The following is a 26,165-nucleotide window of genomic DNA, read 5'->3' on the forward strand; positions in this document are numbered from 1 at the left end:
GATTTGAATTACCAAAAGAGAATATATTAAGGATCTATAAACCATTTTATTCCAACATAATGATATTTATTGAAGACGAGGAGGGAAAAACGTGTATAAATTACCGTTAGGCTTACAAATACCAGATCGAATACCAGATCGAATTGATTATCCAAGTGGGGATGATTACGATACTATACAACAAAAACGGGCGAGAGCGAACATTGTGGAAGGATACAAGATGAGAGAGATTGAAGGTGGAAAGTTTCAGTATTTTACCGAAATCAATATTGATGCTGATAGAATTTGGCACTTGTTTGTAACATTAGTTAATACAATGATTAAAGAAGGGATAGCTTATGGAATTGTAGGAATGAAAGGGGAAGAGCCCGTTCTTAGTCGCTTTACTGAATCTGACCGAATCATGAATCTTTTCAAAGAATATAAATTTGAACTTACAAATGATGGATTTCTCCAATTTGGAATTGCGACTGAAGATGGTACATCCTATAATGAAATTTTTGTGACAAGTTTTAAAACCTTTCGAGTATGGAGTGAAAACAAAAGTGACGTTCTAACTGCATTGAATCAACTGCATTTAAAGGAGTATAAGGACCTGGAATTCATTCATGATTTTCCAATAAAGTCAAAAGCACTTTCTCCACAACAATACCCTGGGATTCGACATTACACAGAGGTTTTGGAAGAATTGGAAAAAGCTTTTTCTCTCTTATTATAATGAATATGTTCTGAAATAGGAAATCATAAGAAGGCGAATAAAGAGGTTTATAAAAGAAAAAAGTACATCACTTTAGATAAATGATGTACCAATAGATATATAATGTGTAACCTTATATAGTTTTTCTTTATCGTGGATTATATGGTTTGTAATGCTATAAATATATTTTATCCAAAGGTGAAAGGTTACATAAAAGATATTATTGCATTGGTGGCAGAAAACGTTCAAAGTAAAAAAGTATTGATGATATTTTAGTATCAAAAGCTTATCAAGACTGGTACTTTACTACATATTTTAAGACAAACTTGAAAAAAGTTTATGATTTTATCACTAAATCAGTGAACTAAGAAGAGTATAAAGGATATAAGATAAACATAGTTGCACTTGAAGAGAAACTGGTTTTTGTTGAACTAACGAGGATTTTTCCGGAATAAGTAACGAAAAACATTCACTTCTTTAAGTCTAATAAAAAATCAATAAATTCCACCTTTTTATGTAGAAAAGTAGAATTTATTTTTGTAAAAAATCTATATTCTCTCTTGAATAGTTAATAATTATCAGATAATACTAGATATTTTAGTCTATTAATTATTATAATAGAGTATGAGATGGTTATATTTGAGGCAGGAGAGATAGGTTCCTAGGTAGAGGGGTCTAGGCGACGCTTTGCTTTTTGCGACCTTTAAGCAGATGCACCTACTCTTTTTTGCTAATATAGGGGATGGAGAGATTATCATGAGCAACATGCAGCAAAAAACAGACGTTATCTTAATTGGTGCCGGAATCATGAGCGCGACTTTGGGATCATTACTGAAAGAGTTAGCACCTGAATGGGAAATCAAAGTGTTCGAGAAACTCGCAAACGCAGGAGAAGAAAGTTCTAACGAATGGAATAATGCGGGAACGGGCCACGCTGCACTTTGTGAACTGAACTATACATCCGAAAAATCTGATGGATCTATAGATATTCGCAAAGCTATCAAAATTAATGAACAGTTTCAGCTTTCAAGACAATTTTGGTCTTATCTTGTAAATAGTAATCTGATTCGTAATCCGCAAGACTTTATCATGCCAATACCTCATATGAGTATGGTACAAGGGGAAAAAAATGTAACGTTTTTGAAAAAACGTTTTGAAGCGCTTTCAAATAGTCCGCTGTTTCAAGGGATGGAATTTTCTGATGACCATGAAAAGCTGAAGGAGTGGATGCCGCTTATTATGGAAGGGCGTACATCGAATGAGCCAATAGCGGCAACAAAAATCGATTCTGGAACGGATGTCAACTTTGGTGCTTTAACACGTATGTTGTTTGACCACTTGCAGAGTAAAAATGTCGAAATAAACTACAAACATAGTGTCGAGAATATTAAACGTGCTAGCGACGGATCATGGGAAGTGAAAGTGCATGATATGGATAGTGGTAAAATCGAATACCATACTGCAAAATTCGTCTTTATCGGCGGTGGGGGCGGAAGTCTGCCTTTACTACAAAAAACCGGTATTCCTGAGTCAAAACATATTGGAGGGTTCCCGGTAAGCGGATTATTTATGGTATGTAACAATCCGGAAGTTGCAGCGCAGCATCATGCGAAAGTATACGGTAAGGCTAAGGTTGGTGCTCCGCCAATGTCTGTTCCGCATCTTGATACAAGATATATTGACAACAAAAAAACATTGCTGTTTGGACCGTTTGCCGGCTTCTCACCAAAGTTCTTAAAAACTGGTTCGAATTTTGATTTGATAGGTTCCGTAAAACCAAATAATGTCCTCACTATGATGGCGGCAGGCGTAAAAGAGATGTCATTGACAAAATACTTGATCCAGCAAGTTATGTTATCGAATGAAAAGCGCATGGAAGAATTACGCGAGTTTATTCCGAACGCCAAAAGCGAGGATTGGGGTATAGTGGTAGCGGGCCAACGTGTGCAAGTTATCAAAGATACTGATGCCGGTGGTAAAGGAACACTTCAATTTGGTACGGAAGTTGTTAGTGCCGCTGATGGCTCGATAGCTGCATTGCTCGGCGCTTCTCCGGGTGCTTCTACTGCTGTTCACGTTATGCTTGAGGTATTAGAAAAATGCTTCCCACAACGTATGAAAGAGTGGGAACTGAAAATAAAAGAAATGATTCCTTCTTATGGCGTGTCACTAGCGGAAAACCCAGAGATTTTCCAAGAGATTCATACTTCAACAGCGCAGACGCTTGATCTAAGCCAAAAAGAACTAGTTTACAGTTAATTCTTTGGATGTAGGAACAAGGGCATTTAAGGAAGTTAAACAGTTCATTGAACTACCCCCACCTACCTCTACACGAGCTTGAGGCGGGGGATTCTACTATTTCAAAACACTTCCTCTCGTTCAACAAAGAGGATACAACGATATAGAAATTCCGTAGTGTCCTTATGTAAGACGACCTATTCTATCTTCCGTGGAAAACAGGTACAGCTACTTTTTTCTTATATCGAGGTGTAGAACACTTTGTCATGCATCCAGTTCCTAGACTTGTTATCTACTCTGGTAACAAGTGTAAGAGACTGAGACAAGGTGTTCTTTTTTCTTTATGCAAACAATTTTCTTAGCTTTTTCTTTTCACTTTCAAATACGTCTAATCGCTCGATCTGTAAGGCTTCTTTCGGCTTATTATACCGCTTCGCTAAGTCAACTAAGCGAATGGCTTCCACTTCGATGATCTTTGTGATTTGTCCGGTGGATTTACCTAGAATCGAAAAATGGAGGGAACCACTTCCTTTATAATTTCCATCCTTTGTTACATTTGCCCACGCAAAATGCTCAAGATTGCAATCTACACCAATAACACCATCTGCTTTACTATAATTTGTGTTTGGATTTTCCGGTACATCGACTAAACATTTTGCAATGTAATATTCACCATGGTCTTCCACAGACCACGCAATCGGTTTACCGTTTTTTTTCTTATTTTTACACTGTAATTGAGTTATGATCACTTCTTCAATGATTTCTTGTCCATACGGGAACGTAACCGCTGGAAACATAACCGGTTTTCCTGTACTTGTCGTCATCCATAATTCCTGTTTCTCGATCACATACTGGAATACAAAATTTTCGTGTTTCGCATCTTTACGACCAGATAGAATGAGTTGTTTATTTTGAGCACGGGAAAAGAATGTTTTCCATTTGTCATGGTTCGTAAGCGTCAAACTGTCCCCACCTACCAATAGAATCAGTTCCATGTCAAAACAGATCAATCAATAGCGTGGAAGAATCGAGTGGACGCTTGTTGTTCCAGTGGTTTAAGCATCCGAAGCTCGTAAGAAAAAGAAAGATGTTTATTTAAATCTTAATGCGTTCGCTTTTACTGTTGGTTATGATTGGTAGGGACATTCTCCATTAATAATTCGTAGGAAAGAGATAAACATTAGAAAAACTGTCAATAAAAATTCATGGAAACCCTCTAAAAAAGTCTTACAATCAAAGCGGAGAGACTTTGGAACGGGAGGCGCTAGCCATGAATCGAATTGAACGTGAAGAGAAAACAATTAGCATTATGATTGATATGTATTGTAAAAACGAACATGAACAAGATACTATATGTGAAGAATGTCAGAAGTTAAAAGAGTATGCTTATTTTCGTTTATCAAAATGTCCATTTCAAGAGAAGAAGCCAGCATGTCAAAATTGCAAAATTCATTGTTATAAACCAGATATGAAAGATTTCGTTAAGGATGTTATGAAGAAGAGCGGACCGAAAATGATTTTAAAACATCCATATTTCGCGGTCATGCATGTTGTTGACACGATAAAGAAGGCTCCTGACTTACCGAAAAGAAAAAAGAGCTAAAAGAAAAAACGGGTTGTCTAACAAGCCCGTTTTTTCTTTTATTAACGTAAACGACAAATAGACCTAAAAAATCAATTTTATTATATCTTTAGGTCTATTTGTCGTTTACATATAACAAGGATTTAACAATAGGAGTCAAAAACGGACGTTTAAGGAACTTTATTGAGTTCTAACGAAACTAACAGAAAGATGGTCAAAAACCAGTTCCGAAACTCATTATCAAAAACAAAGTCCCGTAACAAGCATTAAATATCGTTTATGTTGTTTTATAAAAAAGATAGATTATTTAAAACAAAGTTCGATTATTTATAATAAAGATTGATCATTTATAATAAAGTTTGATTAAAAATCCTGTGTGAATATGCAGGATTTTTTCTTGTTCAACAATTGGGCCATATTGTTGAGTAAGGCTTATTGAAAAATGACAGTTTATTTTAAGAAAGTAGATCGATAATATAGTAAATAATACTTCCCTTGACCCTGTACTATGGTACAGGGTTTATACTTTATATGAGGTGAGATAGATGCAATATCGTATTGGAGAACTGGCTGAAAAGTGTGGCGTTAACAAGGAGACCATTCGATTCTATGAACGATTAGGCTTAATTCCAGAGCCTAATCGTACCGAAAAAGGATACCGAGTGTATTCCCTACAAACGGTCGATCATTTGAATTTCATAAAACGGACGCAGGAATTGGGATTTACCTTAAATGAAATTGACAAATTGCTAGGGGGTGTCGATCGCAATGAAGCAAAGTGCCGTGACATATATGATTTCACTGTTCTTAAATTAGAGGACATCCAACATAAAATTCAAGACCTTAAAAAAATTAAACAATTTTATTTTAACCCCATCCTAAAATCAGCATGGGGTTATGCGTGTTTGAGGTTTTAAAATTAAATAATTTTATTGTCACTTTACATATTTCTCGTATAAAAATCGCATATCTGCTATTCAGTCTAATACTTTATTTTAATAAAAACTTTTTTCACGAAATGAAACTTAGTCCGCAGTCTAAATCTTTATTTTATTAAATTAGAAAAATAAGAATAGAGAAATCTAATCAGACCAACGATGTTCGGTCTAAAACATTTTTATAACAGGACAAGAATTGCGCCCAATTGTTGAAGATCAATTAATTCATTTTTTTGAAACTTTCCCCCTATTAGATTTCAATAAGTATAGGAACAATCATTGGCTTTTTCTTAGTATGTGTATATACATATTGTCGTATTGATTTTTTTATTTGTTTTTTTATTACATTCCATTGGTTTCTATTTGCTTCTTGTAGCTCGTTAACAGTTTTTATAGTAAGTCGATTAACGTCTCTTCGGAGTTCCGAGAAATCTCTATCCACAAATCCACGAGAAATGGTATCGGGTTCAGAAATCAGTTTTCCTTCCGCTTTGCTCATAGTTAAAACAATCATGAGCATCCCATCCTCTGAAAGTTGTTTGCGGTCTCGTAACACAACTTCCCCAATATTATCGACATCCCCCCCGTCTACGTAGGTATTCCCAACCGGTATTTTCCGGGTCTGACGGGCAATGGTATGTTCAATATCGACGACATCGCCATTATTGATGATAAACGTGTTTCCTTGCTCTACTCCAACGGATTCACCTAACAAACGGTGATGGTGTAGCATTCTAAATTCACCGTGAATGGGAATAAAATATTTTGGTTTCATTAATGTAAGCATTAGTTTTAAATCTTCTTGATAACCATGGCCAGAAACATGCATTCCGGATGTACTTCCTGATCCATAAATCACTTTGGCTCCAAGTGCAAATAAGTTGTCTACGATACTCGTGACATTTCGTTCATTCCCGGGTATTGGACCTGCTGCAAAGATAACCGTATCTTCAGGTAAAATGTCGACACCGCGAAAGTTTCCAGTGGACAGGCGAGCAAGAGCAGCCAATGGTTCTCCTTGACTCCCCGTGCATAAAATAGCCACCCTTTCAGGAGCCATTTCATTGATTTCATGTGGGTCAATTAACATTCCATATGGAACTGTTAAATAACCACGTTCCATAGCAACCGCTACGACCTTAACCATACTTCGTCCAAGCAACGCAAGTTTTCGATTTGTTTTTTGCGCTGCATTCACGACTTGCTGAACGCGACTAATATTTGAAGCAAAGGTAGAAAGAATAACTTTGCGTTCGGCTTTCATGAAAGCTGCTTCCACATGTTCACCTACCATTTGTTCCGATGGGGTCAAACCAGGACGTTCTGCATTGGTACTCTCAGACAATAGAAGCAAGACTCCTTCTTTGCCGATTTCAGCCATTTTATGAATATCCGAATTCTCATTATTCGCAGGGGTTAAATCGAACTTGAAGTCCCCCGTATGTACAATATTACCCTCTGGTGTGTGAAAGACCATTCCCAAGCAATCAGGAATACTATGGGTCACTTTGAAAAAGCTTACACTCATTTCTCCGATTGTCAAGTTTGAGTTTGAGTTGATTTCAACAAGTTCGCTTTCTCTTAGAAGTTTATGTTCTTTTAATTTGATTTCAATTAATCCTAGTGTGAAGCGTGTGGCATAAACGGGTACATTCAATTTTTTTAAGAAGAACGGGATCCCCCCGATATGATCTTCATGTCCATGTGTGACAATTAAAGCCCTGACTTTATCTTTATTTTCTACTAAGTAAGCTATATCAGGGATAATCAAATCAATTCCTAATAAACTTTCATCTGGAAACTTATTGCCACAGTCGATAATCACGATATCGTTTGAATATTCGATTGCATACATATTTTTCCCGATTTCATTCAAGCCGCCTAAGGCGAAGATAGATAATGCATTCTCTATTGTACTCAAATTTATATCCTCCCATTTTAAATATAATCTTAGTATGCCCTTTGGGTTTCCCTTTATCAGTGGGTCGAATGCTCGAGCTTCCTATAAAAAAGGGAACTCTAGACTTGTTTTTTTCCTAAAAATACTGACTATAACATTGATGTCTTAGTTTCTCACATCGTTATCGAGGTCTTTCCTCCCGTGGAGACAGCTGCTATTGAAATCACTCATGGTTTTTGATTCTTAATAAAGACGCAATTCTTTTATAAGAAATACGCCCGATAATGGAAGATCGTTATGCAGAAGTGATGCGAAAGAGACAGAGCAATTAATTAAAGAAACAGGCGTTTCTCCAGAAGAGTTACATCTTATTGTAAACACGCACTAGCATAGTGACCATGTAGGAGGCAATTATCATCTTCAAAAAAATTATGCTGTTACGATTGCTGCTCATAAATGGGACGCCGATTTAATTAATTCTTGTGACCCTGAAGCCTGTAGTGCAGAATGGTTAGAGCAGCCTGTAGAACCTTATCGAGTCGATACAAAGCTCTCAGATAACGATGAGATTAATACAGGAAGTAGAACCTTGAAAGTTCTTGTACACACCAGGACATACATTAGGGCATATTTCTTTATATGAACCTGTAGAAGAGATATTAATTTGCGGAGATCTTTTTCACAAAAATGATATCGATGGTTAAATATTTTTCGAGAGGGTGTGGCATCCATCCAACGATCTATTGAAAGTTTGGAAGGATTGTCCATGCTCCGGATTCAACAGGCATATTCAGGACATGGACCTCAAATGGAGAATCCTCTCGCTGCTATTGATGCAGCAAGGGAACGGTTTGAAAAGTGGCTCAGGATGCCAGAAAAAGTTTCATGGCATGCCTGCAAGAGGATTTTTTCATTCACATTAATCCTTAAAAACGGATTGGCAAAAGAAGAAATCGATAACTACCTACTAAAGTGTGGTTGGTTCCAAGATTTTGCACGCTACTCTTTCCAGCTTCAGCTAGAAGAATTTATTCAAATACTACTCGATGAAATGATTCGTTCCGGAGCAGTAAGCTGGCACAATAATCATTTAATCGCTGCCATCCCATACCAAGCAGCACAAAAGAAATGGATGAATAAGAGCATAAAGCCGATAGATTGGAAACCTCAAGATTTTCTCACAACAAGATAAGACTTCAATAGAATGAACTGAACTCACCTCAATATTTAGTATTTCCCTTAGAAAAATTTAAGTACGTGCTTGTATAACTAACAGGCTACCGTCTGCATGCAGAGACGCTTTTTCACTAACGGATGGGTTATTGAATATCGTTTGGTATTGTTGTAATATTCTGATTATTATTAAGTGTACAGTATAAAACCTTCAGAAGGAGATTCATATGCCATTAAAAGTAGGAGATATAATTACATTTGAACGGACTTTTACAGTAAGGGATGTTGAATTATTTACAGAGCTTTCAGGTGATGAAGGGATTCATCATATAACCCCAGATGAACAGGGTAGACTTGTAGTTCAAGGTTTATAAACGGCAACTTTACCAACAAAAGTTGGTGGGGATCATAACGTACTGGCTCGTACTATGAATTTTGAGTTTTTAAGACCTGTATTTTCGGGGGATACAATAAGTTGTGAAGTGAAAATTGAAAAATACGAAAGGCAAGAAAATAATAGAACAGTTATTATTGCATCTTTTTTATGTAAAAATCAGAATGAAAAAGAAGTGTTAAAAGGGGATTTTTCAGGTGTAATACCTTAAATTTTTATACTTTCTTCAAGCAACGGGGGCGTTACTTGAAGAAAAATAAGCTAAGTTGTATCTGTTTCTCTATTTTTATTATTCTATTATAGGGCCATTTTGTGGAATATGCAGGGATTTTTTGAAAAGGTTTCGAAGTAGTTATTATACTGACGTTATTCAAAGAAGCAGAAAAATGCAAGAAAGTATATCAATTCTTTTAAGTAATGTAAAATTAAAATAGTGGAGAAAGAGAAAGAAATATCAAAAATACAGAGGTGGCTTGCTTGCTAAGAGAAGAATTAAAGAAACGTGCAATATCGATGGTCCAAATTCCTAGTCATTTTCAACCTCTCATAGAGGAGTATGTTGAGCGAGAGAATGGAGAAGGGGAGGCTATGTTTTCATGGACAAACGAAGAACAAGATGAGGGTATTACTATTAACCTGGATTTATCTGGTAATTTGACTGGTTTATCAATTGATAATAACGATAAAAATTCAGATGTGATGCCTTTAAATATAGAGGAAAAAAGAGAATGTGCCGAACAATTCTTACTTAGCCATTATCCTGAAGCATTAAAAGATTTAACATACTATAAAACAAAAGAAATTACTTGTGCAGACCGTTTTTACTATGAACAAATCGTAATGGACTTACCGTTAGAACATGCTGGTTGTTATATTGATATAGACCTCGCGGGGAATATTGTTAACTTTACATATGAAGGTGTGAAAAGGATTCCTGATATTCCGAAAACGTTGATTTCAAAAGAAAAACTGGTTGAACACGTACAAAATAGACTTAATTTTCAACTGACAATTGCAAAGTTGTATACTGCTACTCATGATGTAGCAGTAGATGGACTCCGTCTTGTGTACGAACCTGAGCAATTTTTTATGAAATATAAAGCTGGCGTTTTGAAACCAACGTTAACGATTATACATGACGAAGACGCTCCGCAAACATATGTCTTGCTTACTCCTCCTTCGAGTACGACCTTACGAAAAGATTTATCTATTGAAGATATCATTGGTATTACCGAGAGGATGGAAGTCATTCGTGAAGTAGATATGGGAGAAGAAACGGGCATAGTGTGGCGTGATCGGGACTGGGAGATGAAGGAAGGAGATTTATCTATAAATGGCTTTTTCAAAAGACAGTCAGAAGATACAGTTAAAGCCTTCATTTCAAAGAAAACTGGTAAAATCAGAAGCTTTATGTGGTTTAATGAACGAAGTGGCGATCTTAAACTTAGTCGTGAGGCATGTTATCAAAAAGCCATTGCGTTTTTACAAATGATTGTTCCAGATTATTATCGATATCTACAACTGATTGTTCGAGAAAACGAGGAAGAAGAGGATGATTCTTCAATGAAAGAATCATTTACATTCCATATGCATAACGGTCATGGTATACCAATTCAACTTGAATTAGTTATGGTTGTTGTTAATCGTCAAACAGGACAGGTTGATCATTATAGTGGACCGCGTTTTGATATGGAACAATTGAGCCAAATCCCTGTTGAACCGGTTATTTCTAAAAAAGAAGCAAGTGAAATATTTATCAATCATTTGGATTTTGAATTAGCTTGGAACAAAAATTATGATAGTGAAACAGAATCCTATATCCTTGTTTATCAAGCGTGTGATTGTCATTCCAGGACCTCCATCCAGTACATTGATGCCATGACTGGAGCAGTTATTTCCAATATAGATAAATAACATGTGATGACGTCAAATTGGACAGGTTCAAAGGGACAAAATTAACTAACCAAACTATAACTATGTTTTCTTATTCAACTAAATCTATAGTTAATTAAGAATTAAGTGATTTTAAGATAGTTATTCCATTAAAGGGCGCGATTGTGAAGCAACATAGATAGGGAATGATCAGACTTTTTTATAAAAGAGTGAACCAACTGAAAATATTAAGAGCGTGTTTTGATTAAATCTTTTTTCAAAATGAATGCTTTTTATTTATTGCATAATGCTGGCTTGCGGGGTATTTTTGACCAAACTTTATTTCAAACCAACATAATACTATTTCACTTGATAATAACCTCTGCAAAAAACTGAGTTCTTCGGTTTAATTGCAATTAAAACTGAATTGTAGATATCTGAGGAGGAAATTAATGAGTTTATCCAACATACAAATAATAGGATTGATTTAATAATATGCCCGTTCTGTAATTCCACAATCGGGCCACTTTGTTGAATAACAGCTTAAAAGAAAATTGGATATCTTTTTTACATTTTAGAAGAGATTGTGAAAAAAATTACTTAAAGAGGCAAAATACTTCAAGAAATATTCTGATGGAAATGTGTTAGAATAGTTATTAGGAATGAGTTTAACTGATTAAAAAATGTGTAGTAATGAAAAGGAAAAAAGTTTGAAGCGAGGAAATTATATGAGTACAATCAAAAAGAACAAGCCCCATAAACTAAAAATCGTTTTACGAGCATTAATGATTATTATTGGGGCATTTATAACAGCGTATGGACTAGAATCAGTATTAATCCCAAACAACGTATCAGATGGTGGTGTGACGGGCTTAAGTATCGTTAGCTCAGAACTATTTGGATTACCATTAGGAATTCTAATTGCAGTCATTAATATCCCTTTTGTTTGGTTAGGATATAAGCAAATTGGTAAAAGTTTTGCTGTTTATTCGGTTATCGGTATTGCTTCACTAGCAATCGGTACTGTCCTTATGCACCAAGTACCAACTATTATTCAAGGTGATACATTGTTAATTACCGTTGTTGGTGGGATTATCATCGGCTTTGGTATGGGGTTAGCATTGCGTAATGGTGGCGCATTAGATGGAATTGATATGTTAGCCGTATTACTTTCTCGAAAATTACCTTTTGGGACAAGTGATCTCATCTTATTTTTAAACATGTTTGTCTTTATTTTTGTCTCAACAGTATTTGGTCTTCAAGGAGCTATTCTTTCGGCAATTGCTTACTTTATTGCCTCTAAAGTAATTCACATCGTTGAAGTAGGTTTAAGTGGTTCTAAAACCTTTAAAATTATCACAAAGGAACCTGAATTAATGGTAGAAACAATTCGAGATCGCTTAGGTCGAAGTGCAACGTATAATGAAGTTTACGGCGGTTATTCAAAGGAACAATTTAAAGAAATCACTTGTGTCATTAACCGTTTAGAAGAAAGTAAAATGAAAGAACTCATTCATGAAATTGATGAAAATGCCTTTATTACCGTATATGACGTAGCAGAAGTAAAAGGCGGTAATTTCAAAAAACATGATATTCATTAATGGTTTCACAAAAAAACATCTTTTAGTTTTACTAAAAGGTGTTTTTTATACTGGATATTATTATGGATTTGAAATAAAGTTCACTGCATAATGGACACTTAGATAGACTGTATGTTCATAAAGATTATCAAGGACAAGGTATAGCCACAGCTTTAGTTGATATGCTTGAATCTGAGACGAAGAAATTAAATCTTTTAGAAATTGATACAGAAGCAAGTATTACAGCTAAGCCATTTTTTGAACTTGGAGGCTACAAAATGGTTTGTTCACAAACCGTAGAACGTAAAGGTGTTAAATTGACTAATTCTAAAATGTTAAAAAATTATAATTTTTTATGAAAAGCACCGTTCAATAGACTGGACGGTGCTTTTCATTGCATTATATACGTTTATAATCCTGTATGAATCATCTCTTTTTCGTGTTTTTGCTCCATATTTTTTAAAATATGAAGCAAAATAAAACCTATAACACCAAGTGTTCCCAAAATAAACCAAGGTGTATATGTCTCTTGCATCTGTGATGTAAGCCATGTTCCTGTATAGTTTCCAATCATAAATCCGGCAGCGAGAGATAGCTGGTAAAAACCAAAATATGTAGCTGTATAAGATTCATTACTGTAATTCGCGATTGTAATGTCAGCATTAGGTAATACAAGTGTTTCACCAATTGTAAATAAAATAACACAAACAAATAGCCAATACGGATCTTGAAATAAGGGGATTAGTAAAAAAGAAATTCCCATTAATAGAACGCCATATTTTACAATCGATAGTGTAGTGTATTTGTGAAAGATTTTCCTAAAAGCAATCATAAATAAAACGCCTGTAATAGCATTCATTGTAATAACAATTCCTCCTAATTTTTCATTATGACTGATGTTGGTCATATGAAGAGGAAGAGCAACAGTAAGTTGAGTGAACATAATGTAAAAGAAAATCATGATGCCTGAGAATGAGAGAAAATGTTTATTTTCAATAACGGCTTTAAATCCAGATAAGAGCTGTACATTTTCCGTAGAGACTTGAAAGTGACTTCTAAGAGGATAAAAAAGGACAGCAAATAATAACATGAGTGATCCAGTAAGTATAAATGGATACAAAGGATTCCATATGAGTAACAGGCTGCCAGCAATTGGGCCGATAATAGCTCCGCTGTTAAAAGCGAGATTTAAGTATGTAAATAAATCTTTTCGGATACGAGCAGGTTGTGAGGCAAATACAGCGCGTGCAGCGGGTTCATAAAATGCAGTTCCGAACCCAATTAGTGAAGCAGAAATTGAAATAGTATGAAACTCTGAAAATATCCCTAAACAAATAAAGCCAATGCCTCTTAATAGTAAACCAGATATCATCATAATCATATAGCCTACTTTGTCGGCAATGATACCAGAAAATAAAGGGATAACTCGTGATGTGATAGTCATAATTGTTAAAATTGTTCCTACTTGCATGGCAGAAAAGTATAAAAAACTTGATAAATAAATAGCGAGAAAGGCATACACAGCAAAGTATCCAAATGCCATGAAAAAGGAAGAAATGAGTATAAAACGTATGGGTATTGAAAAGTTTTTCATAAAATCCCTCCTGGAATGTAACCGTTAAAAATTTTTAATGGTTAACTGTTTTATATTATAATTATACATAAAGTCAGAAAAAAGTAAATTTTAGAAAGATGGTGAATGAATTTGAGTCACGGCCAAGAGGCACCAGGACAATTAGAAGTTGTAAGAAATTTTTTAAATACATGGAGAATTCCAAATGATACAAGGAAGCAGGTAGATGAGCTTAATACAATAGATGATGTACTTCAATTTATGAGAAACCATTTTGATGAGGAACTCTCTTTTGGTACGTTGGATGAGCTGAAGCAATTTAGAGATGGAATTCGTTTCGTGGTTGAGGAGAAAGGGACACTACAAGAATGGTTTGGAAAGTATCCGTTTCGAGTATGTGTGACAGAGAATATGGATTCTGTTGCATATGAACCAATTGGAGAAGAAAATTTGTATACGATGATTTTACAAAGTATTTTGGTTGCTATTGATCAAAAGAGATGGAGCCGGTTAAAAGCATGTCCAGATTGCCGCTGGGTTTTTTATGATTATTCTCGTAATGGGAGTAAACGTTGGTGTGGTATGTATGCTGGAGGTAAAGATGGGAGAGCGTGTGGTACGATTGCGAAAGTGAAAAATTATCGGGCGAAGAGAAAAGGACGCTCAGGTTATATGATGTGAATGTTACCGACGACTTTAATTGTTAAAGCAAGAAAATAAGTTACTGTATAAAAAAGAAGGTGTAAATAATGAGTAATATTAATATGGTGAAAATTGGAGAGGTACATTCTTCTATCGATGAAAAAGTATATAGTAATTGGGGAAATGTTATTTCTAATATTAGGATATACCCAGAATATATTGAAGGATTAATTGGCCTTGATGAATATTCTCATGCCACTATTATTTTCTATATGAATGATTTTCAGGAAGAAAACGACAAATCATGGATTAGAAGACCAAGAGGATTAAGTGACTTTGATGAAAAGGGATGTTTTGCACAAAGGACAAAGTATCGTCCGAATCCAATTGGAATTACTACTGTTGAAATATTAGAAATTAAAAACAATATTATTACAGTAAAAGGGTTAGATGCTAATGATCAAACAGCTATTTTAGATGTAAAACCATATATTGCTGCATTTGATGTGAGAGAGAATGTTCGTGTTCCGAATTGGATGAGTGAGCTAATGAAGAATTATTTCTAAAACAGTACTTATAGATTGATACATTATCAAATTGTTAGCTAAACAAAGAAAGAGAGAAACGGAATGTATATTTCAATTTTCTCTTTCTTTATTTGTCTATTTATGGATTACTCATTTTTGAAGAAATATGTAACTGGTTAAAAAGAAAAAGTAAACTAACTTTTCGTTATTGACAATGATAATTATTCTCTTTAATATTAATTTGATTTTCATAAATTAAGGGGGATATGTATGAAAGTACGAAAGGTGATTAGGAAGATTCATCTATACCTTAGTATGATAGCTGGGATGTTTATTGTACTAATTGGATTGACAGGAAGTTTACTTGTTTTTGAACACGAGCTAAATCGTATATTACATCCTGATTTATACAGAGTAACAGAAGGGGAAAAGGTTACTTATGAGAAAGCAATTCAAACTATAGCAGCAGAACACCCAAAAGGTGATATTCAACGTGTGTATACACCTGATGAACCAAGTGCCCAAGGTGTTTACTTATTTCGAGTGAAAGAAGGAAAAGAAAAACAAGAAATTTATATTGATCCAGGTAGCGGTAAAATTAATGGAGAATTAGGAGAAAAAGCATTTTTTAATCAAGTAGGTGAACTTCATTATCATTTACTTCTTAATGATTTTAAGGGGAAAGAGATTGTAGGTATAATTGGATTTATTTTCTTTTTTATTATTTTATCAGGGTTATATTTATGGTGGCCTGGAATCAGAAAATGGATGCGTGGATTTATTATTCGTCAAAGCAGGAATCAATATGTAAAGCAATTTGATCTACATAGAGTTATTGGTGCTGTTTCTGTTCCATTTTTACTTATCGTTTCGTTAACGGGTGGTCTTTTTGTGTATGATAAAACTATTTTTGGATGGTTTGGTGCAAAGGCTACTGTGATGCCAGCGAAAGAACAGCTAATTTCTAAACCCCTTTCAGGTGGAAAGCTTCCTCTTGATCGATTATTACATACAGCTGAAAAAGAAGTGCCAGAAGGAACAATTATGCAAGTGAGAATTCCGGAGAAGGTGAAACAAGGAAAGGCAGAAGGGGCTATCGAAATTCGTATGAGCCGTTCGTATGATCCAGGAAACGGGAATGTAAAGGTGTGGATGGACCAGTATAGTGGAAAAGTAATCGCAAAGATGGATCCCAATGTAGATCGTGGACTTACCTATCAAACTTGGCATCTTCCGTTACATACAGGGACATTTGGTGGAATATTTACAAAAGTCTTATATGTAATCGGTGGACTTACTCCATCTATTTTAATGTTTACTGGAATATATATGTGGTGGTATAAGAAAAAGAATAGGAGAGAGCAGAAAGGAAATTCAGTAACTGCAGCATAGGGTCGTATGTTACAAACTTTGCAGTCTCTTGTTTATAAAGTGTGCTTTGTTTTGCGCCTATATAATTGTAATAAGGAAGCTTAGTAAGAAAGAGAAATTATATGAGCACTAAAAGGACGTATGTTCTAAGTGATTCAGTAGCAAACAAAACTTCATTACACATGGTAATGAAGTTTTGTTTTTTTTGAATAAATCGAATAATGTTTTTTCACTTAAAGAAAGAACATAAAAGGGCTAACTTAGTAAAGTTTTTTTATTTACAACGTTTCTACCTTTACCTATTAGCAATTTTAGCATGTTAATTTATCTTTTCGGCTGAAAAATATGTTGAAAAAAGTATTTGTGATGTAAACTATCTACAATTTTGTTTGCTTGATACGTACGCTGTTGCTCCAATCGGAGGCGTTGCTCCATCATTTTTATTTCATGATCTGATAAACGTAACATTGTACAAGTCTCCTTTACTATAAATATAGTTTTTTGTGATAACGATTCCATACACTTTATAGTTAAGGAGGGATACTGTGTAACATAGGTAAAAAGCACCTTCCCTCTCCCATTACGCTTACGAGGTTAGCTGTCGGACTCGGGAAGTGAGAGTTCCCCTACTTAAAAAAGATTCGCCCCAAGTAGCATAGGCTACATAAATGGTTCCCCCGTTCCAAAATTTGGATTAAGCAAAAGGTTTTATAAAGTAAAAAATAGCATAATAAAACAAATAAGTCAAACTATTTATTTTTTTCTGTCTTTTTCTAATTGAGTAAGGACGATTCCGTCGGGTACTACAATGTCGTTTACTTCAACAAAGCCGTGTTTTTTATATAGAGAAAGGGCAGGGGTGTTTGCTTTCCCTGTTTGTACAATATATTTACTTGTATCAGGGGATGCGCTAAATAAATGAAGGAGTAACTTTGTTGCAATTCTTCTATGGAAATAGTCGGGTGATACAACTAGGCGATGGATATCAATAATTGTTCCTTCATTTACAAAAGAAATAAAACCTATTAGTTTATTTTCAAAGATGTATCCATAAAATGTCTCATTACAATTTTGAATGTCTTTCACAGTATCATATAAACGTGGGATTGCTACACTGTTAATGTATTTTGCTTCCACCTGATAAGCAGGAATTTGGATTGCTAAAATAGCGGATGCAACTTCAATAGAAGCAGGATTCATTTTAAAAATCATTTGTTGATCTCCTTTCTGAAAGAGGGAACGTAGGTTGGTTTTTGTCTTGAAATAAGATACAATTCACATCGAATAGTGCTAAAATCCTAATTTAGAATGAAAAAAAGATATTTTAATATACTTATAATCTCCATGTTGTTTGACAGAATTTAGTTTTTTTGGATACAATGTATGTACATAATTTCGTGTTATTGTAGTAAATCTCCTTTTATATTTAATTATAAATCAACATCTTAATAGAAAAAGAGAACGGAAAATGGGATGGATTATCACATTTTTCGTTGGGGCTATTATAAGTATTGCAACAGATAAGGGAAGGGATTTCTTCATGGCATGTTTGGTAATATTATTATTGGTTTATTAGGTGCAATTGTATCGGCTTTAAGTGTATCATTTGTAGTAAAAGCTACATGTAAATAGAAATATATTACTGATTGTCTCATAAAGCCCTTTTTAAGGGTTTTTCATACTTAGAGAGGTGGTATATTTGGAGAAAATAAATTTACGAAAGAGAGATAAACTGAAAAAGTTTTTTAAAGAGCAAAATTATTTAGCGGTGCTACTTGGATTTGCCTTACTATTTGTGAATATATTATTACTAACAAAAATTTCGTTTGTATTTACACCGTTCATTGTCTTTTTAAAAACAATCTTTTTTCCAGTGTTGTTAGCTGGTGTACTATTTTATATTTTACATCCATTTGTTTCGCTTTTAGAAAGAAAAGGTGTTTCTAGAATCATTTCCATTGCTTCTATATACATACTTGTAACCGGGTTGTTTGTTTTTCTTGTTGTAACAGTTATTCCGATTATTAAAGATCAAGTAAATGCATTAATAGATAACTTGCCATATTTCGGTCATGAAATTGAAAGGGCAGCACGTAGATTTGGAGAAAGTAATATAATTGGAAAGGTTCAAGATAGCTTAAATATTGATGTAGGTAGTATTGTAAAAGATTCTACAATAAATTTTACAAATTCACTATCATCAGTGACAGGGAATGTAACTGGGTTCTTAAGTACACTTACAGAAGTAGTTCTTACATTTGTAATGGTTCCTTTTATATTGTTCTATCTCTTAAAAGACGGTGAACAATTACCAAGATACTTTTTGAGATTTATTCCAGAACAAAGACGATCTTCAGCTAAGCTTATATTAGATGATATGCATTACGCCATCAGCTCATATATTAGAGGGCAAATTATTGTTAGCCTATTTATTGGTATTATGTTGTTAATTGGTTATTTAATTATTGGGATTAAATATGCCGTGTTACTTGCAGTTTTAGCGATGATTGTAAACGTTGTACCGTATGTAGGGCCGATTATTGCAATTACACCTGCTTTAATTATTGCTTTTATTGACTCGCCAGCAATGGTCTTAAAGGTAATCATTGTTATGATGGTTGTTCAATTGGCAGAAGGAAAGTTTATTTCACCACAAGTAATGGGGAAAAAATTAGATATTCATCCAATTACAATCATTTTTATTATTTTAACAGCAGGAAATCTATTTGGGATGATGGGTATCATTTTAGCGATTCCTGGATATGCGATTTTAAAGGTACTTGTTACACATGGCTATAGATTTATTAAATTGAACACGTAAAAAAAAAGCTAAAACAGACGCATTCTGTTTTAGCTCTTTTTTCATTTTCTAATTAATAATTCGTTTGCATATTCACGAGCTCAACGATCGGCGTCTAATACTGTTTCTAAATCTGGATTTGCAATGTTGTGATGTGCCTAGAGTGTAGAATAAATTGTTTTTTCAATATCAAAAAATGAAATTTCATTTTTAAAATATAGTGCATCTGCAATTTCATTAGCTGCATTTAAGACTGCAAGTGTTGTACCACCAGTTTTTCCAGATTCATAAGCATAATGTAGGCAAGGGGATTTTTTGAAATCTGGTTTTTCGAAATATATTTTACCATGATAATTCCTCCAAAGTTGTAGAATCCTTTTCTGCAAACCTATATATAATTAAACAAAAAAAGGTAAAATTCCTTCTTCAGAAAACAGAATATTTATGTTTGTAAGAAAAATAAATGTGATAAAATGTAAGAAATAAACAAAAAGTGATGATAGAGAAGAGTACATATTTAGAACTTCACAGAGAGCTGATGGTTGGTGGGAATCAGTAGGGGATAAATATGGAATGGGCTCGGGAGCTTCTAGCTGAAATGAGTAGGCTAAGACGATTTGCTTCGCGTTAAAGAAGCATCAAGTGAGCTATGACTATAGCTAATAAAGGTGGTACCGCGGGAGTCTCTCGTCCTTTTCTAGGATGAGGGGCTCTTTTATTTTGGAAAGGAGGAGCTAGTGTGAGTGAGAAAATAATGTTAACAGGGATTAAGCCAACTGGCCACCCGCATTTAGGAAATTATATCGGGGCGATTAAACCTGCATTAAACATGTCTAAAAAACAAGAAGGGAAAGCACTGTATTTTATAGCGGATTACCATGCATTAAACGCTGTACAAGATCCTAAGCTTTTTCGTGATTATACAAAAGAGGTAGCTGCAACGTGGTTATCATTAGGGCTTGGAGAAGAAGTTATCTTTTATCGACAAACTGAAGTTCCGGGAATTTTAGAACTAGCATGGATTTTAGCTTGTCTGACTCCAAAAGGCCTTATGAATCGAGCTCATGCGTATAAAGCAAAGATAGAACAAAATAAAGAAATAGGTGTTGATATTGATACAGGTGTCAATATGGGATTGTATACGTATCCAATTTTAATGGCTGCAGATATATTGTTATTTCAATCTAGTCATGTGCCTGTTGGAAAAGATCAAATTCAACACATTGAAATCGCTCGGGATATTGCGACGTATTTTAATCATACATTTGGAGAGACCTTTAGGCTTCCAGAGTATATTATCCAAGAAGAAGGAGCCATTTTACCAGGGCTTGATGGACGAAAGATGAGTAAAAGTTATGGGAATGTGATTCCGCTATTTGCAGAACCTGAAAAGCTTAAAAAGTTAATTTTTAAAATTAAAACAGATTCTTCACTACCTCATGAACCGAAAGAACCTGAGACATTATTTATGATATATAAGGAATTTGCAACAGAGGAAGAAATACGAAGTATGCAAGAGCGATATAGAGAAGGTATTGGATGGGGGGAAGTGAAGAAAGAACTATTTTACGTTGTAAACCGTGAATTAGAAGAACCGAGAGAGAAGTATGAGAGATATATGAATGAGCCTCACTTATTGTATGAAGCTTTAGAAAAAGGTGCGAAGCGTGCGAGAGAAATCGCGAAGGTGAATTTAGCTGAAATTAAAAAGCGGATTGGATATGAGAGGGAACGATAAGCGTTCCCTTATTTTTCTGTTTTCGCTGCATATGATTGTTGAAATTGATCAATAATCATTTTAGGTACAGCGCCAATATTATGTGGGAGTGTATGCAATGGGAAAAAACGTAATTCTTTTGATTCATTAGGGTCACATTGCAAATCACCTTCATAATTACGGCAAATATAAACAACCATGACACCATATACTTGATCGCCGTTTGGATATACTTGAAACAAGTTTGGTCCTGAAAAGGTGTGAAAGAGTTCTAAATCTTTTATGATAAGTCCTGTTTCTTCCAATACTTCTCGGTTTGCAGCTTCTTCTAATGTTTCTCCATATTCAAGAGCACCACCAATAATGCCCCACATATTAAAATCAGTGCGGAGTTGAAGTAATATCTCATTTTTCTCATTTACAATAATAACGTGTGAACCAATTAGTATAAGCGGGTGATTACCTACGAGCTTCCGCATGTCTTCGATATATCCCATTTTCTTTTCTCCTTTAGAATTAGCAATACTTATGTAATTCTCTTAACATTTTTTCTGCTCGATTTGCTACAGAAGAAAGGTTTGGGTCTATTTTTGTTCTGAAAAATAAGGTTCGTAAAAAAGTTTTTAAATTTGCGCATAATATACAGTATTCATGACAAGAGAGCCTTTTTTTGAATTGTGGTAAACGTTTTATTTTTTTATAAATAATTGAAAAAAGTTGCTCTCTTGAGAAATCATAATAAAGCATAGATAGGAGGGGGGTTACAATTCTTTCATCTTCATTATTATGATATAAGGCAGAGTAAATGAAAATTTTATTTAATATGCAATGCGCAATTTCTTCATAACAGGAACAGCTAATATGTGCGCTGTGCACGAGTTCGTTAAAGGCATCGGCTGCATGGGCAACACTATGAGCCCAGCCTTTATCTTGTACATATCCACGATAATCTGTTTCAAGATTCATATATGTAATAAGCTTTTCTTTTACTTTTTGCACGGTTTCTTGTGATAAGAATGAGTGAGAATTATCGAACTGTATAATTAATCCTATTAATAAAGTGGTATAGGAACGAGTAAAAACATCATCTGTATTTGGAGAGGAGATTTCTTGATATAAGTAATCATCGCCTAGACAGGTTGTTAACAAAGTCTCCAAGTTATCATGAGATAGGAATTCATTTTGAATAAAATGTGCAAAGCATTTATATATTAATTGATCACGTACATAGCTATCGGTCGTTCCAATATGCCCAATCATATGAGAACTTAACTCATTCAGATCGATGTTCTGAATCTGCGTATAGTCATTTTGTTGAATGAGATCGAGTTGTTGTTGCAATGTAACGATATCCAAGGATGTCCCTCCTCTGGCCTTAATAACACCTTGCTTCCTAGTATTCTATATATTCGCAGACAATCCTGCTCATGCAAGGATAAATAATAACATCTCCCGAAGTAGTCAAGAAGGAGGGGGCTATTATGTTAAAACAAAAACTTAAACATATAATTACGCTATACCCAGTTGTGCTATTTGATGGATGGCATATTGAAAATGTATCGGAGCGCAGGGAAGGAGAGAAATGGGAAACACTTCGGTTTCAAGTTTTTACACGAACAGGAGTATTTCGAGTAAAAGAGTTTTTTCTAGATATTATGGAGCCAACATTTCCTGATAGTTGTATGTATCAAGCACAAGGTGAATGCTTTCAGTATAATGGTCTTGTATATTGGAGGGGGCTGAATTATAAAGGGAAAGTTAGTTATGCCATATCTAAATGGAAAACGCAGATTGAAATTTCGATTGATGAAGGGTTTGTGCAACAACAAGAAATGGAAAAGTTCTTGGAAGGTTTGCAACCATTAGATTTAGAGAAGGCAAAAAAACAAATCAATAAACCGTTTCATCAATTAAGTTTTCAAGCAAGAGTACCAAATGGTGGTGAAATAAGCAGATGTAGTAAGTGGTTTTCACCAAATGAAATACAATATAACTCTTTACCAATTACAGTCTCAAATTCTTGGCGAATCGAATCTATTGGTTTAGGAAATAATGAAATGCAATATGTGTACTGGGATGTAAAAGAACAACTATATGCACTTTGGGCGTGTCGCCATGTGAAGCGTAATTACTATCCAGCATCTTCATGGATTAAAAACTACAGTTCAATGCAAATGATAAATGGACTAGAATTTTATACACATCCTCAGCGTGGCACAGTCGTATATCAAGATTTAGGTGACGAGCAGATTGCCTATGTATTTCGTGGTATTCCAACTACAACATTCTTAAAAGTACAAGAAATCTTTTCTTAATTTCTAAGAAAGACAAGGGAGTGTCATAAATATAGTCACGACAGAACTAGTATATTTGTAATACAATAGAATAGAGTATTGCTTGATTTAACGGATTATATAGAGAAAGCATTGGTGAAATTATGAAACAACATAAAAGCTGGTTACAAGCAAGTGTAGAACGAAATCTAGATAATAAGTTACACATATTATGGGAAGATGAAGTAGAGGAAGTTGCTATTTATTGGAGTACTTCATCAGAAAAGATTGAGGAAAATGGACAATTTTTATTAAGAGTATCAAAAGCATCTTCTTGTACGATAGAAGATCCAAGCCCTAAAGCACGTCCTTATTTTCGATTAGTAGCAAGTAATGGACAAGTAGTTACTGTAGCTGAACGTAGGTTATCACTACAAGGAGCATTTAATTTCCGTGATTTAGGTGGTTATGAAACAAGTGATGGCCACAAAGTAAAGTGGGGCAATTTATATCGTTCAGAGGAATTAGCAGGATTAACAGAATGGGATATTGCTTATTTACAACAGTCTGGCTTAAAACTAGTATGTGATTACCGAACAGATTTTGAAGTAAAGCATAAACCAAACCCAAGTATCACTGGTGTTCGTCAAGTTTGTTTACCAGTCATGCAAGATATAGCAAAAGATTTAAATATTAATGAGTTTTTCCAAGTCGGAGATTTATCGATGCTTGGAAAACCAGGTGAATATTTAGTGGAAATGAATAAAGGCTTTGTAGAGGGTAATGAAGCATTTGTACGCTTTCTACAGCTAGTTCAAGATCCGGAAAATTTACCGCTAGTTAATCATTGTACAGCTGGTAAAGATCGAACAGGGTTTGGTTCTGCTTTATTATTACTTCTTCTTGGTGTCCCAGAAAAAACGGTGATGCAAGATTATTTATTAAGTAACGGATTCCGTGAAAAGTTAAATCAAAAAATGATGGCCTTTTTAGGTGCAAAGTTACAAAATGAGGAAAGTAAAGAGATATTAGGGGCTATGTTTGAAGCTCGTGCAGAGTATTTACAGGCAGCAATTGATGAAATTACCCATAAATTTGGCAGTATTGAAATCTATGCTGAAAAAGGACTTGGCTTTACAAAAGAACAACTAGAAAATATGAAAACATTGTTACTAGAAGAGAAGTAACATGTAAATTGTTTTGATGGGAAATCCTGTATTATGTATATAATATAAGATTTTTATTAAATGAAGAATGAGACAGAATAAATGAACAAAGCTGTATTAAAAGAACTGAATTTCGAAGGGGAAATCCAGGGTCAGCTACACAACATGTAGTAGAAGAGAGAGAAAAAATATAGGTAGGTTTATAGACGTTCTGATTATGAACAGAAATTGAAATATATATTCAAACTAGAGCAGTAGTGAGTAATGGAGGTACCTATGAAATATAAAGTTATCTTATTCGATGTGGATGATACATTATTTGATTTTAGTATGTCTGAAAAAAAGGCATTAAATAAAACGTTTGTAGATTTCGGATTACCTACGGGATTGGTGGATTATGAAGACAGCTATAAAGAGATTAACAGAGTATTATGGAGGGATTTAGAGCAGGGGATTCTAACTTTATCTGAATTGGGAGTGGAGAGATTTAGGAGATTATTTCTAGCTCATAAGCTTGAAATAAATGCTGATATATTCAACAGTATATATCTTGGCTATTTAGGGACGGAAATACATATGGTATCAGGAGCTGTAGACTTGTGTAATACGCTTGCTGATTGTCGGTTAGCTATTATCACGAATGGGTTCACAGATGTGCAGAAATCTAGAATCAAGGGGTCGCCTCTCTGTGATACTTTTGAGCATATTATCATTTCGGAAGAGGCGGGATTTCAAAAACCAGTGCGAGGGATTTTTGATTATGCATTTTCAAAGCTGCAGATTACAGATAAAGAGAGCGTATTAATTATCGGTGACTCGTTAACTTCCGATATTCAAGGAGGAATAAATTACGGGATTGATACGTGCTGGTTCAACCCGTGTTGCAAGGAAAATAATATAGGCATTAAACCAACATATGAAATTCGTGATTTAACCGATATTATAAGGATTGTAGGAAAGACGGGGAACTAAGGGTTTTTTAATGAATTCTTTTAGCTACACTGGGCTATTCTCAACAATAGGTGCAAATTTCACAAAAATCCCGCTTTCTACGTCATAGTAGAGAGGGGGATTTACTATACTTCATCAAAAATGAATATTTTCTCAATAGAAGCGTTCAATGCTTTTGCAATATCATAAGCCAATTGTAAAGAAGGGGTATATTTTCTCTTTTCCAAATGACTAATGGTTTCGCGTCGAACACCAATAAGCTTTGCTAAATCGTCTGGGGTCATATGTGAATGGGCGTGGTATTCTTTTATTTTTGTTGTGAATGCCATGGCGCATCTTCCATTTCATCAATTGGTTTGTTGTACAAATAAATAGAGAATCCAAACGTAAGAATAAGTAAAACAAATAGGTAAATGAAAAGTGAATAATATATATAATTAAAGTTCAGAAAAATGTTAATATTTAAAAGTTATAAATAGTAAAAATATTATAAAATAGTTGCAAGAGGAAGGGGGAAATGGAACACATGATTAAGTGGATGTTAATTGTTTTATTGATTGTGGCAGTAATTGTTGTTGGAACAATAGTAGTCGGGAAAAATGGAGATGAAAATTATAGTAAATCAACGAAAGGGAATATTACAAGGCTTACAATGATTTACCTTTTGTTAGCAGTTGTTTTAATTGTTGGTCTAGGTTTATATATATATTTTAATGGTTAAGGAACTATATATAGATTGAAACATCGATATAAAACTTTCCTTTTAGGTGG

General features: G+C 34.5%; 24 protein-coding genes, 5 pseudogenes, 1 riboswitch and 1 other annotated feature. Of the genes and pseudogenes, 19 read left to right on the forward strand and 10 right to left on the reverse strand.

The window, feature by feature from the left end; genetic code table 11:
• Nucleotides 1-91: 91 nt before the first annotated feature.
• Nucleotides 92-718: a hypothetical protein gene (locus ACM6HU_RS01780; RefSeq protein ID WP_016115480.1), complete on the forward strand. Its 627-nt coding sequence runs from the start codon at nt 92-94 to the stop codon at nt 716-718.
• Nucleotides 719-1,408: 690 nt separating this feature from the next.
• Nucleotides 1,409-2,956, forward strand: coding sequence for a malate:quinone oxidoreductase (locus tag ACM6HU_RS01785; RefSeq protein ID WP_077295080.1), 1,548 nt, complete (start codon nt 1,409-1,411; stop codon nt 2,954-2,956).
• 320 nt (nt 2,957-3,276) lie between these two features.
• On the opposite strand, the pseudogene ACM6HU_RS01790 reads toward ACM6HU_RS01785, so the two are convergent.
• Nucleotides 3,277-3,885 (reverse strand): annotated as a pseudogene (locus tag ACM6HU_RS01790) (hypothetical protein); the annotation flags it as partial.
• Between the two features lie 320 nt (nt 3,886-4,205).
• Between ACM6HU_RS01790 and ACM6HU_RS01795 the strand changes: the two are divergent.
• Both ACM6HU_RS01795 and ACM6HU_RS01800 read left to right on the forward strand, forming a co-directional pair.
• Nucleotides 4,206-4,538, forward strand: a complete 333-nt coding sequence (locus ACM6HU_RS01795) for a nitrous oxide-stimulated promoter family protein (RefSeq protein ID WP_016115477.1) — start codon at nt 4,206-4,208, stop codon at nt 4,536-4,538.
• Nucleotides 4,539-5,062: 524 nt separating this feature from the next.
• The gene (locus ACM6HU_RS01800) at nt 5,063-5,434 is read left to right on the forward strand and encodes a MerR family transcriptional regulator (RefSeq protein ID WP_016115476.1); all 372 of its coding nucleotides are present in this window, start codon (nt 5,063-5,065) and stop codon (nt 5,432-5,434) included.
• A gap of 271 nt (nt 5,435-5,705) precedes the next feature.
• Here ACM6HU_RS01800 and ACM6HU_RS01805 read toward each other — a convergent pair whose 3' ends face one another.
• Nucleotides 5,706-7,376 carry a ribonuclease J gene (locus ACM6HU_RS01805; RefSeq protein WP_016115475.1) on the reverse strand — a complete coding sequence of 557 codons (1,671 nt, stop codon included), beginning with the start codon at nt 7,374-7,376 and terminating at the stop codon, nt 5,706-5,708.
• Between the two features lie 578 nt (nt 7,377-7,954).
• Here ACM6HU_RS01805 and ACM6HU_RS01810 point away from each other — a divergent pair.
• From ACM6HU_RS01810 to ACM6HU_RS01825, 4 genes and pseudogenes are all read left to right on the forward strand, one after another.
• Nucleotides 7,955-8,059 carry an MBL fold metallo-hydrolase gene (locus ACM6HU_RS01810; protein WP_340861714.1) on the forward strand — a complete coding sequence of 35 codons (105 nt, stop codon included), beginning with the start codon at nt 7,955-7,957 and terminating at the stop codon, nt 8,057-8,059.
• A 62-nt stretch (nt 8,060-8,121) separates the two neighbouring features.
• Nucleotides 8,122-8,547, forward strand: coding sequence for a hypothetical protein (locus ACM6HU_RS01815; protein WP_016115474.1), 426 nt, complete (start codon nt 8,122-8,124; stop codon nt 8,545-8,547).
• Nucleotides 8,548-8,755: 208 nt separating this feature from the next.
• Nucleotides 8,756-9,133: pseudogene (locus tag ACM6HU_RS01820) on the forward strand (MaoC family dehydratase N-terminal domain-containing protein).
• Between the two features lie 266 nt (nt 9,134-9,399).
• A complete protein-coding gene (locus ACM6HU_RS01825; protein ID WP_016115472.1) occupies nt 9,400-10,836 on the forward strand; it encodes a YcdB/YcdC domain-containing protein in 1,437 nt (478 codons plus the stop codon).
• A 318-nt stretch (nt 10,837-11,154) separates the two neighbouring features.
• Here ACM6HU_RS01825 and ACM6HU_RS01830 read toward each other — a convergent pair.
• Nucleotides 11,155-11,286 (reverse strand): annotated as a pseudogene (locus tag ACM6HU_RS01830) (DUF3267 domain-containing protein); the annotation flags it as partial.
• Between the two features lie 236 nt (nt 11,287-11,522).
• Between ACM6HU_RS01830 and ACM6HU_RS01835 the strand changes: the two are divergent.
• Together ACM6HU_RS01835 and ACM6HU_RS01840 are read left to right on the forward strand one after the other, a co-directional pair.
• On the forward strand, nt 11,523-12,395 hold the full coding sequence (locus tag ACM6HU_RS01835) for a YitT family protein (protein WP_016115471.1): 873 nt from the start codon (nt 11,523-11,525) through the stop codon (nt 12,393-12,395).
• A gap of 86 nt (nt 12,396-12,481) precedes the next feature.
• A pseudogene (locus ACM6HU_RS01840) lies at nt 12,482-12,733 on the forward strand (GNAT family N-acetyltransferase); the annotation flags it as partial.
• Between the two features lie 50 nt (nt 12,734-12,783).
• Here the strand turns inward: ACM6HU_RS01840 and ACM6HU_RS01845 are convergent.
• Complete coding sequence (locus ACM6HU_RS01845; protein WP_016115470.1) at nt 12,784-13,968, reverse strand: MDR family MFS transporter; 1,185 nt, start codon at nt 13,966-13,968, stop codon at nt 12,784-12,786.
• A gap of 105 nt (nt 13,969-14,073) precedes the next feature.
• Between ACM6HU_RS01845 and ACM6HU_RS01850 the strand changes: the two genes are divergently transcribed.
• From ACM6HU_RS01850 to ACM6HU_RS01860, 3 genes are all read left to right on the forward strand, one after another.
• On the forward strand, nt 14,074-14,628 hold the full coding sequence (locus tag ACM6HU_RS01850; RefSeq protein WP_016115469.1) for a CGNR zinc finger domain-containing protein: 555 nt from the start codon (nt 14,074-14,076) through the stop codon (nt 14,626-14,628).
• Between the two features lie 68 nt (nt 14,629-14,696).
• Entirely contained in the window at nt 14,697-15,155 is a 459-nt protein-coding gene (gene tsaA / locus ACM6HU_RS01855) for a tRNA (N6-threonylcarbamoyladenosine(37)-N6)-methyltransferase TrmO (RefSeq protein WP_016115468.1), read from the forward strand.
• 231 nt (nt 15,156-15,386) lie between these two features.
• On the forward strand, nt 15,387-16,508 hold the full coding sequence (locus ACM6HU_RS01860) for a PepSY-associated TM helix domain-containing protein (RefSeq protein WP_016133098.1): 1,122 nt from the start codon (nt 15,387-15,389) through the stop codon (nt 16,506-16,508).
• Nucleotides 16,509-16,811: 303 nt separating this feature from the next.
• Here ACM6HU_RS01860 and ACM6HU_RS01865 read toward each other — a convergent pair whose 3' ends face one another.
• Complete coding sequence (locus tag ACM6HU_RS01865; protein WP_003198661.1) at nt 16,812-16,955, reverse strand: hypothetical protein; 144 nt, start codon at nt 16,953-16,955, stop codon at nt 16,812-16,814.
• Between the two features lie 99 nt (nt 16,956-17,054).
• Nucleotides 17,055-17,198: riboswitch (cyclic di-AMP (ydaO/yuaA leader) on the reverse strand.
• A 42-nt stretch (nt 17,199-17,240) separates the two neighbouring features.
• Nucleotides 17,241-17,699 (reverse strand): GNAT family N-acetyltransferase, encoded by a 459-nt coding sequence (locus ACM6HU_RS01870; RefSeq protein ID WP_016115466.1) that lies wholly within the window; start codon nt 17,697-17,699, stop codon nt 17,241-17,243.
• 487 nt (nt 17,700-18,186) lie between these two features.
• On the opposite strand from ACM6HU_RS01870, the gene ACM6HU_RS01875 reads away from it, so the two are divergent.
• Nucleotides 18,187-19,308, forward strand: a complete 1,122-nt coding sequence (locus tag ACM6HU_RS01875) for an AI-2E family transporter (RefSeq protein ID WP_016115465.1) — start codon at nt 18,187-18,189, stop codon at nt 19,306-19,308.
• A gap of 80 nt (nt 19,309-19,388) precedes the next feature.
• On the opposite strand, the pseudogene ACM6HU_RS01880 reads toward ACM6HU_RS01875, so the two are convergent.
• Nucleotides 19,389-19,634: pseudogene (locus ACM6HU_RS01880) on the reverse strand (1-deoxy-D-xylulose 5-phosphate reductoisomerase); the annotation flags it as partial.
• Nucleotides 19,635-19,774: 140 nt separating this feature from the next.
• Nucleotides 19,775-19,985, forward strand: a binding site (T-box leader).
• A gap of 41 nt (nt 19,986-20,026) precedes the next feature.
• Here ACM6HU_RS01880 and ACM6HU_RS01885 point away from each other — a divergent pair.
• Nucleotides 20,027-21,025, forward strand: a complete 999-nt coding sequence (locus ACM6HU_RS01885) for a tryptophan--tRNA ligase (RefSeq protein WP_016115464.1) — start codon at nt 20,027-20,029, stop codon at nt 21,023-21,025.
• A gap of 8 nt (nt 21,026-21,033) precedes the next feature.
• On the opposite strand, the gene ACM6HU_RS01890 is transcribed toward ACM6HU_RS01885, so the two are convergent.
• Nucleotides 21,034-21,501: an NUDIX hydrolase gene (locus ACM6HU_RS01890; protein ID WP_016115463.1), complete on the reverse strand. Its 468-nt coding sequence runs from the start codon at nt 21,499-21,501 to the stop codon at nt 21,034-21,036.
• 19 nt (nt 21,502-21,520) lie between these two features.
• Nucleotides 21,521-22,360, reverse strand: coding sequence for a DUF2785 domain-containing protein (locus tag ACM6HU_RS01895; RefSeq protein ID WP_016115462.1), 840 nt, complete (start codon nt 22,358-22,360; stop codon nt 21,521-21,523).
• 125 nt (nt 22,361-22,485) lie between these two features.
• Between ACM6HU_RS01895 and ACM6HU_RS01900 the strand changes: the two genes are divergently transcribed.
• The 3 genes from ACM6HU_RS01900 to ACM6HU_RS01910 all read left to right on the forward strand — a co-directional run bounded on the left by ACM6HU_RS01900 (nt 22,486) and on the right by ACM6HU_RS01910 (nt 25,415).
• Nucleotides 22,486-23,319, forward strand: coding sequence for a hypothetical protein (locus tag ACM6HU_RS01900; RefSeq protein ID WP_016115461.1), 834 nt, complete (start codon nt 22,486-22,488; stop codon nt 23,317-23,319).
• Between the two features lie 122 nt (nt 23,320-23,441).
• Complete coding sequence (locus tag ACM6HU_RS01905) at nt 23,442-24,464, forward strand: tyrosine-protein phosphatase (RefSeq protein ID WP_016115460.1); 1,023 nt, start codon at nt 23,442-23,444, stop codon at nt 24,462-24,464.
• A gap of 255 nt (nt 24,465-24,719) precedes the next feature.
• Nucleotides 24,720-25,415, forward strand: coding sequence for a YjjG family noncanonical pyrimidine nucleotidase (locus ACM6HU_RS01910; protein WP_016115459.1), 696 nt, complete (start codon nt 24,720-24,722; stop codon nt 25,413-25,415).
• A 104-nt stretch (nt 25,416-25,519) separates the two neighbouring features.
• Here the strand turns inward: ACM6HU_RS01910 and ACM6HU_RS01915 are convergent, their stop codons facing one another.
• Nucleotides 25,520-25,723, reverse strand: coding sequence for a helix-turn-helix transcriptional regulator (locus ACM6HU_RS01915; RefSeq protein WP_016115458.1), 204 nt, complete (start codon nt 25,721-25,723; stop codon nt 25,520-25,522).
• A gap of 197 nt (nt 25,724-25,920) precedes the next feature.
• On the opposite strand from ACM6HU_RS01915, the gene ACM6HU_RS01920 reads away from it, so the two are divergent.
• A complete protein-coding gene (locus tag ACM6HU_RS01920; RefSeq protein ID WP_033671327.1) occupies nt 25,921-26,115 on the forward strand; it encodes a hypothetical protein in 195 nt (64 codons plus the stop codon).
• The last annotated feature ends 50 nt before the right edge of the window (nt 26,116-26,165 follow it).

Origin of the sequence: Bacillus sp. IT-79MI2 (assembly GCF_949768135.1) — a bacterium.
GTDB lineage: Bacteria > Bacillota > Bacilli > Bacillales > Bacillaceae_G > Bacillus_A > Bacillus_A pseudomycoides.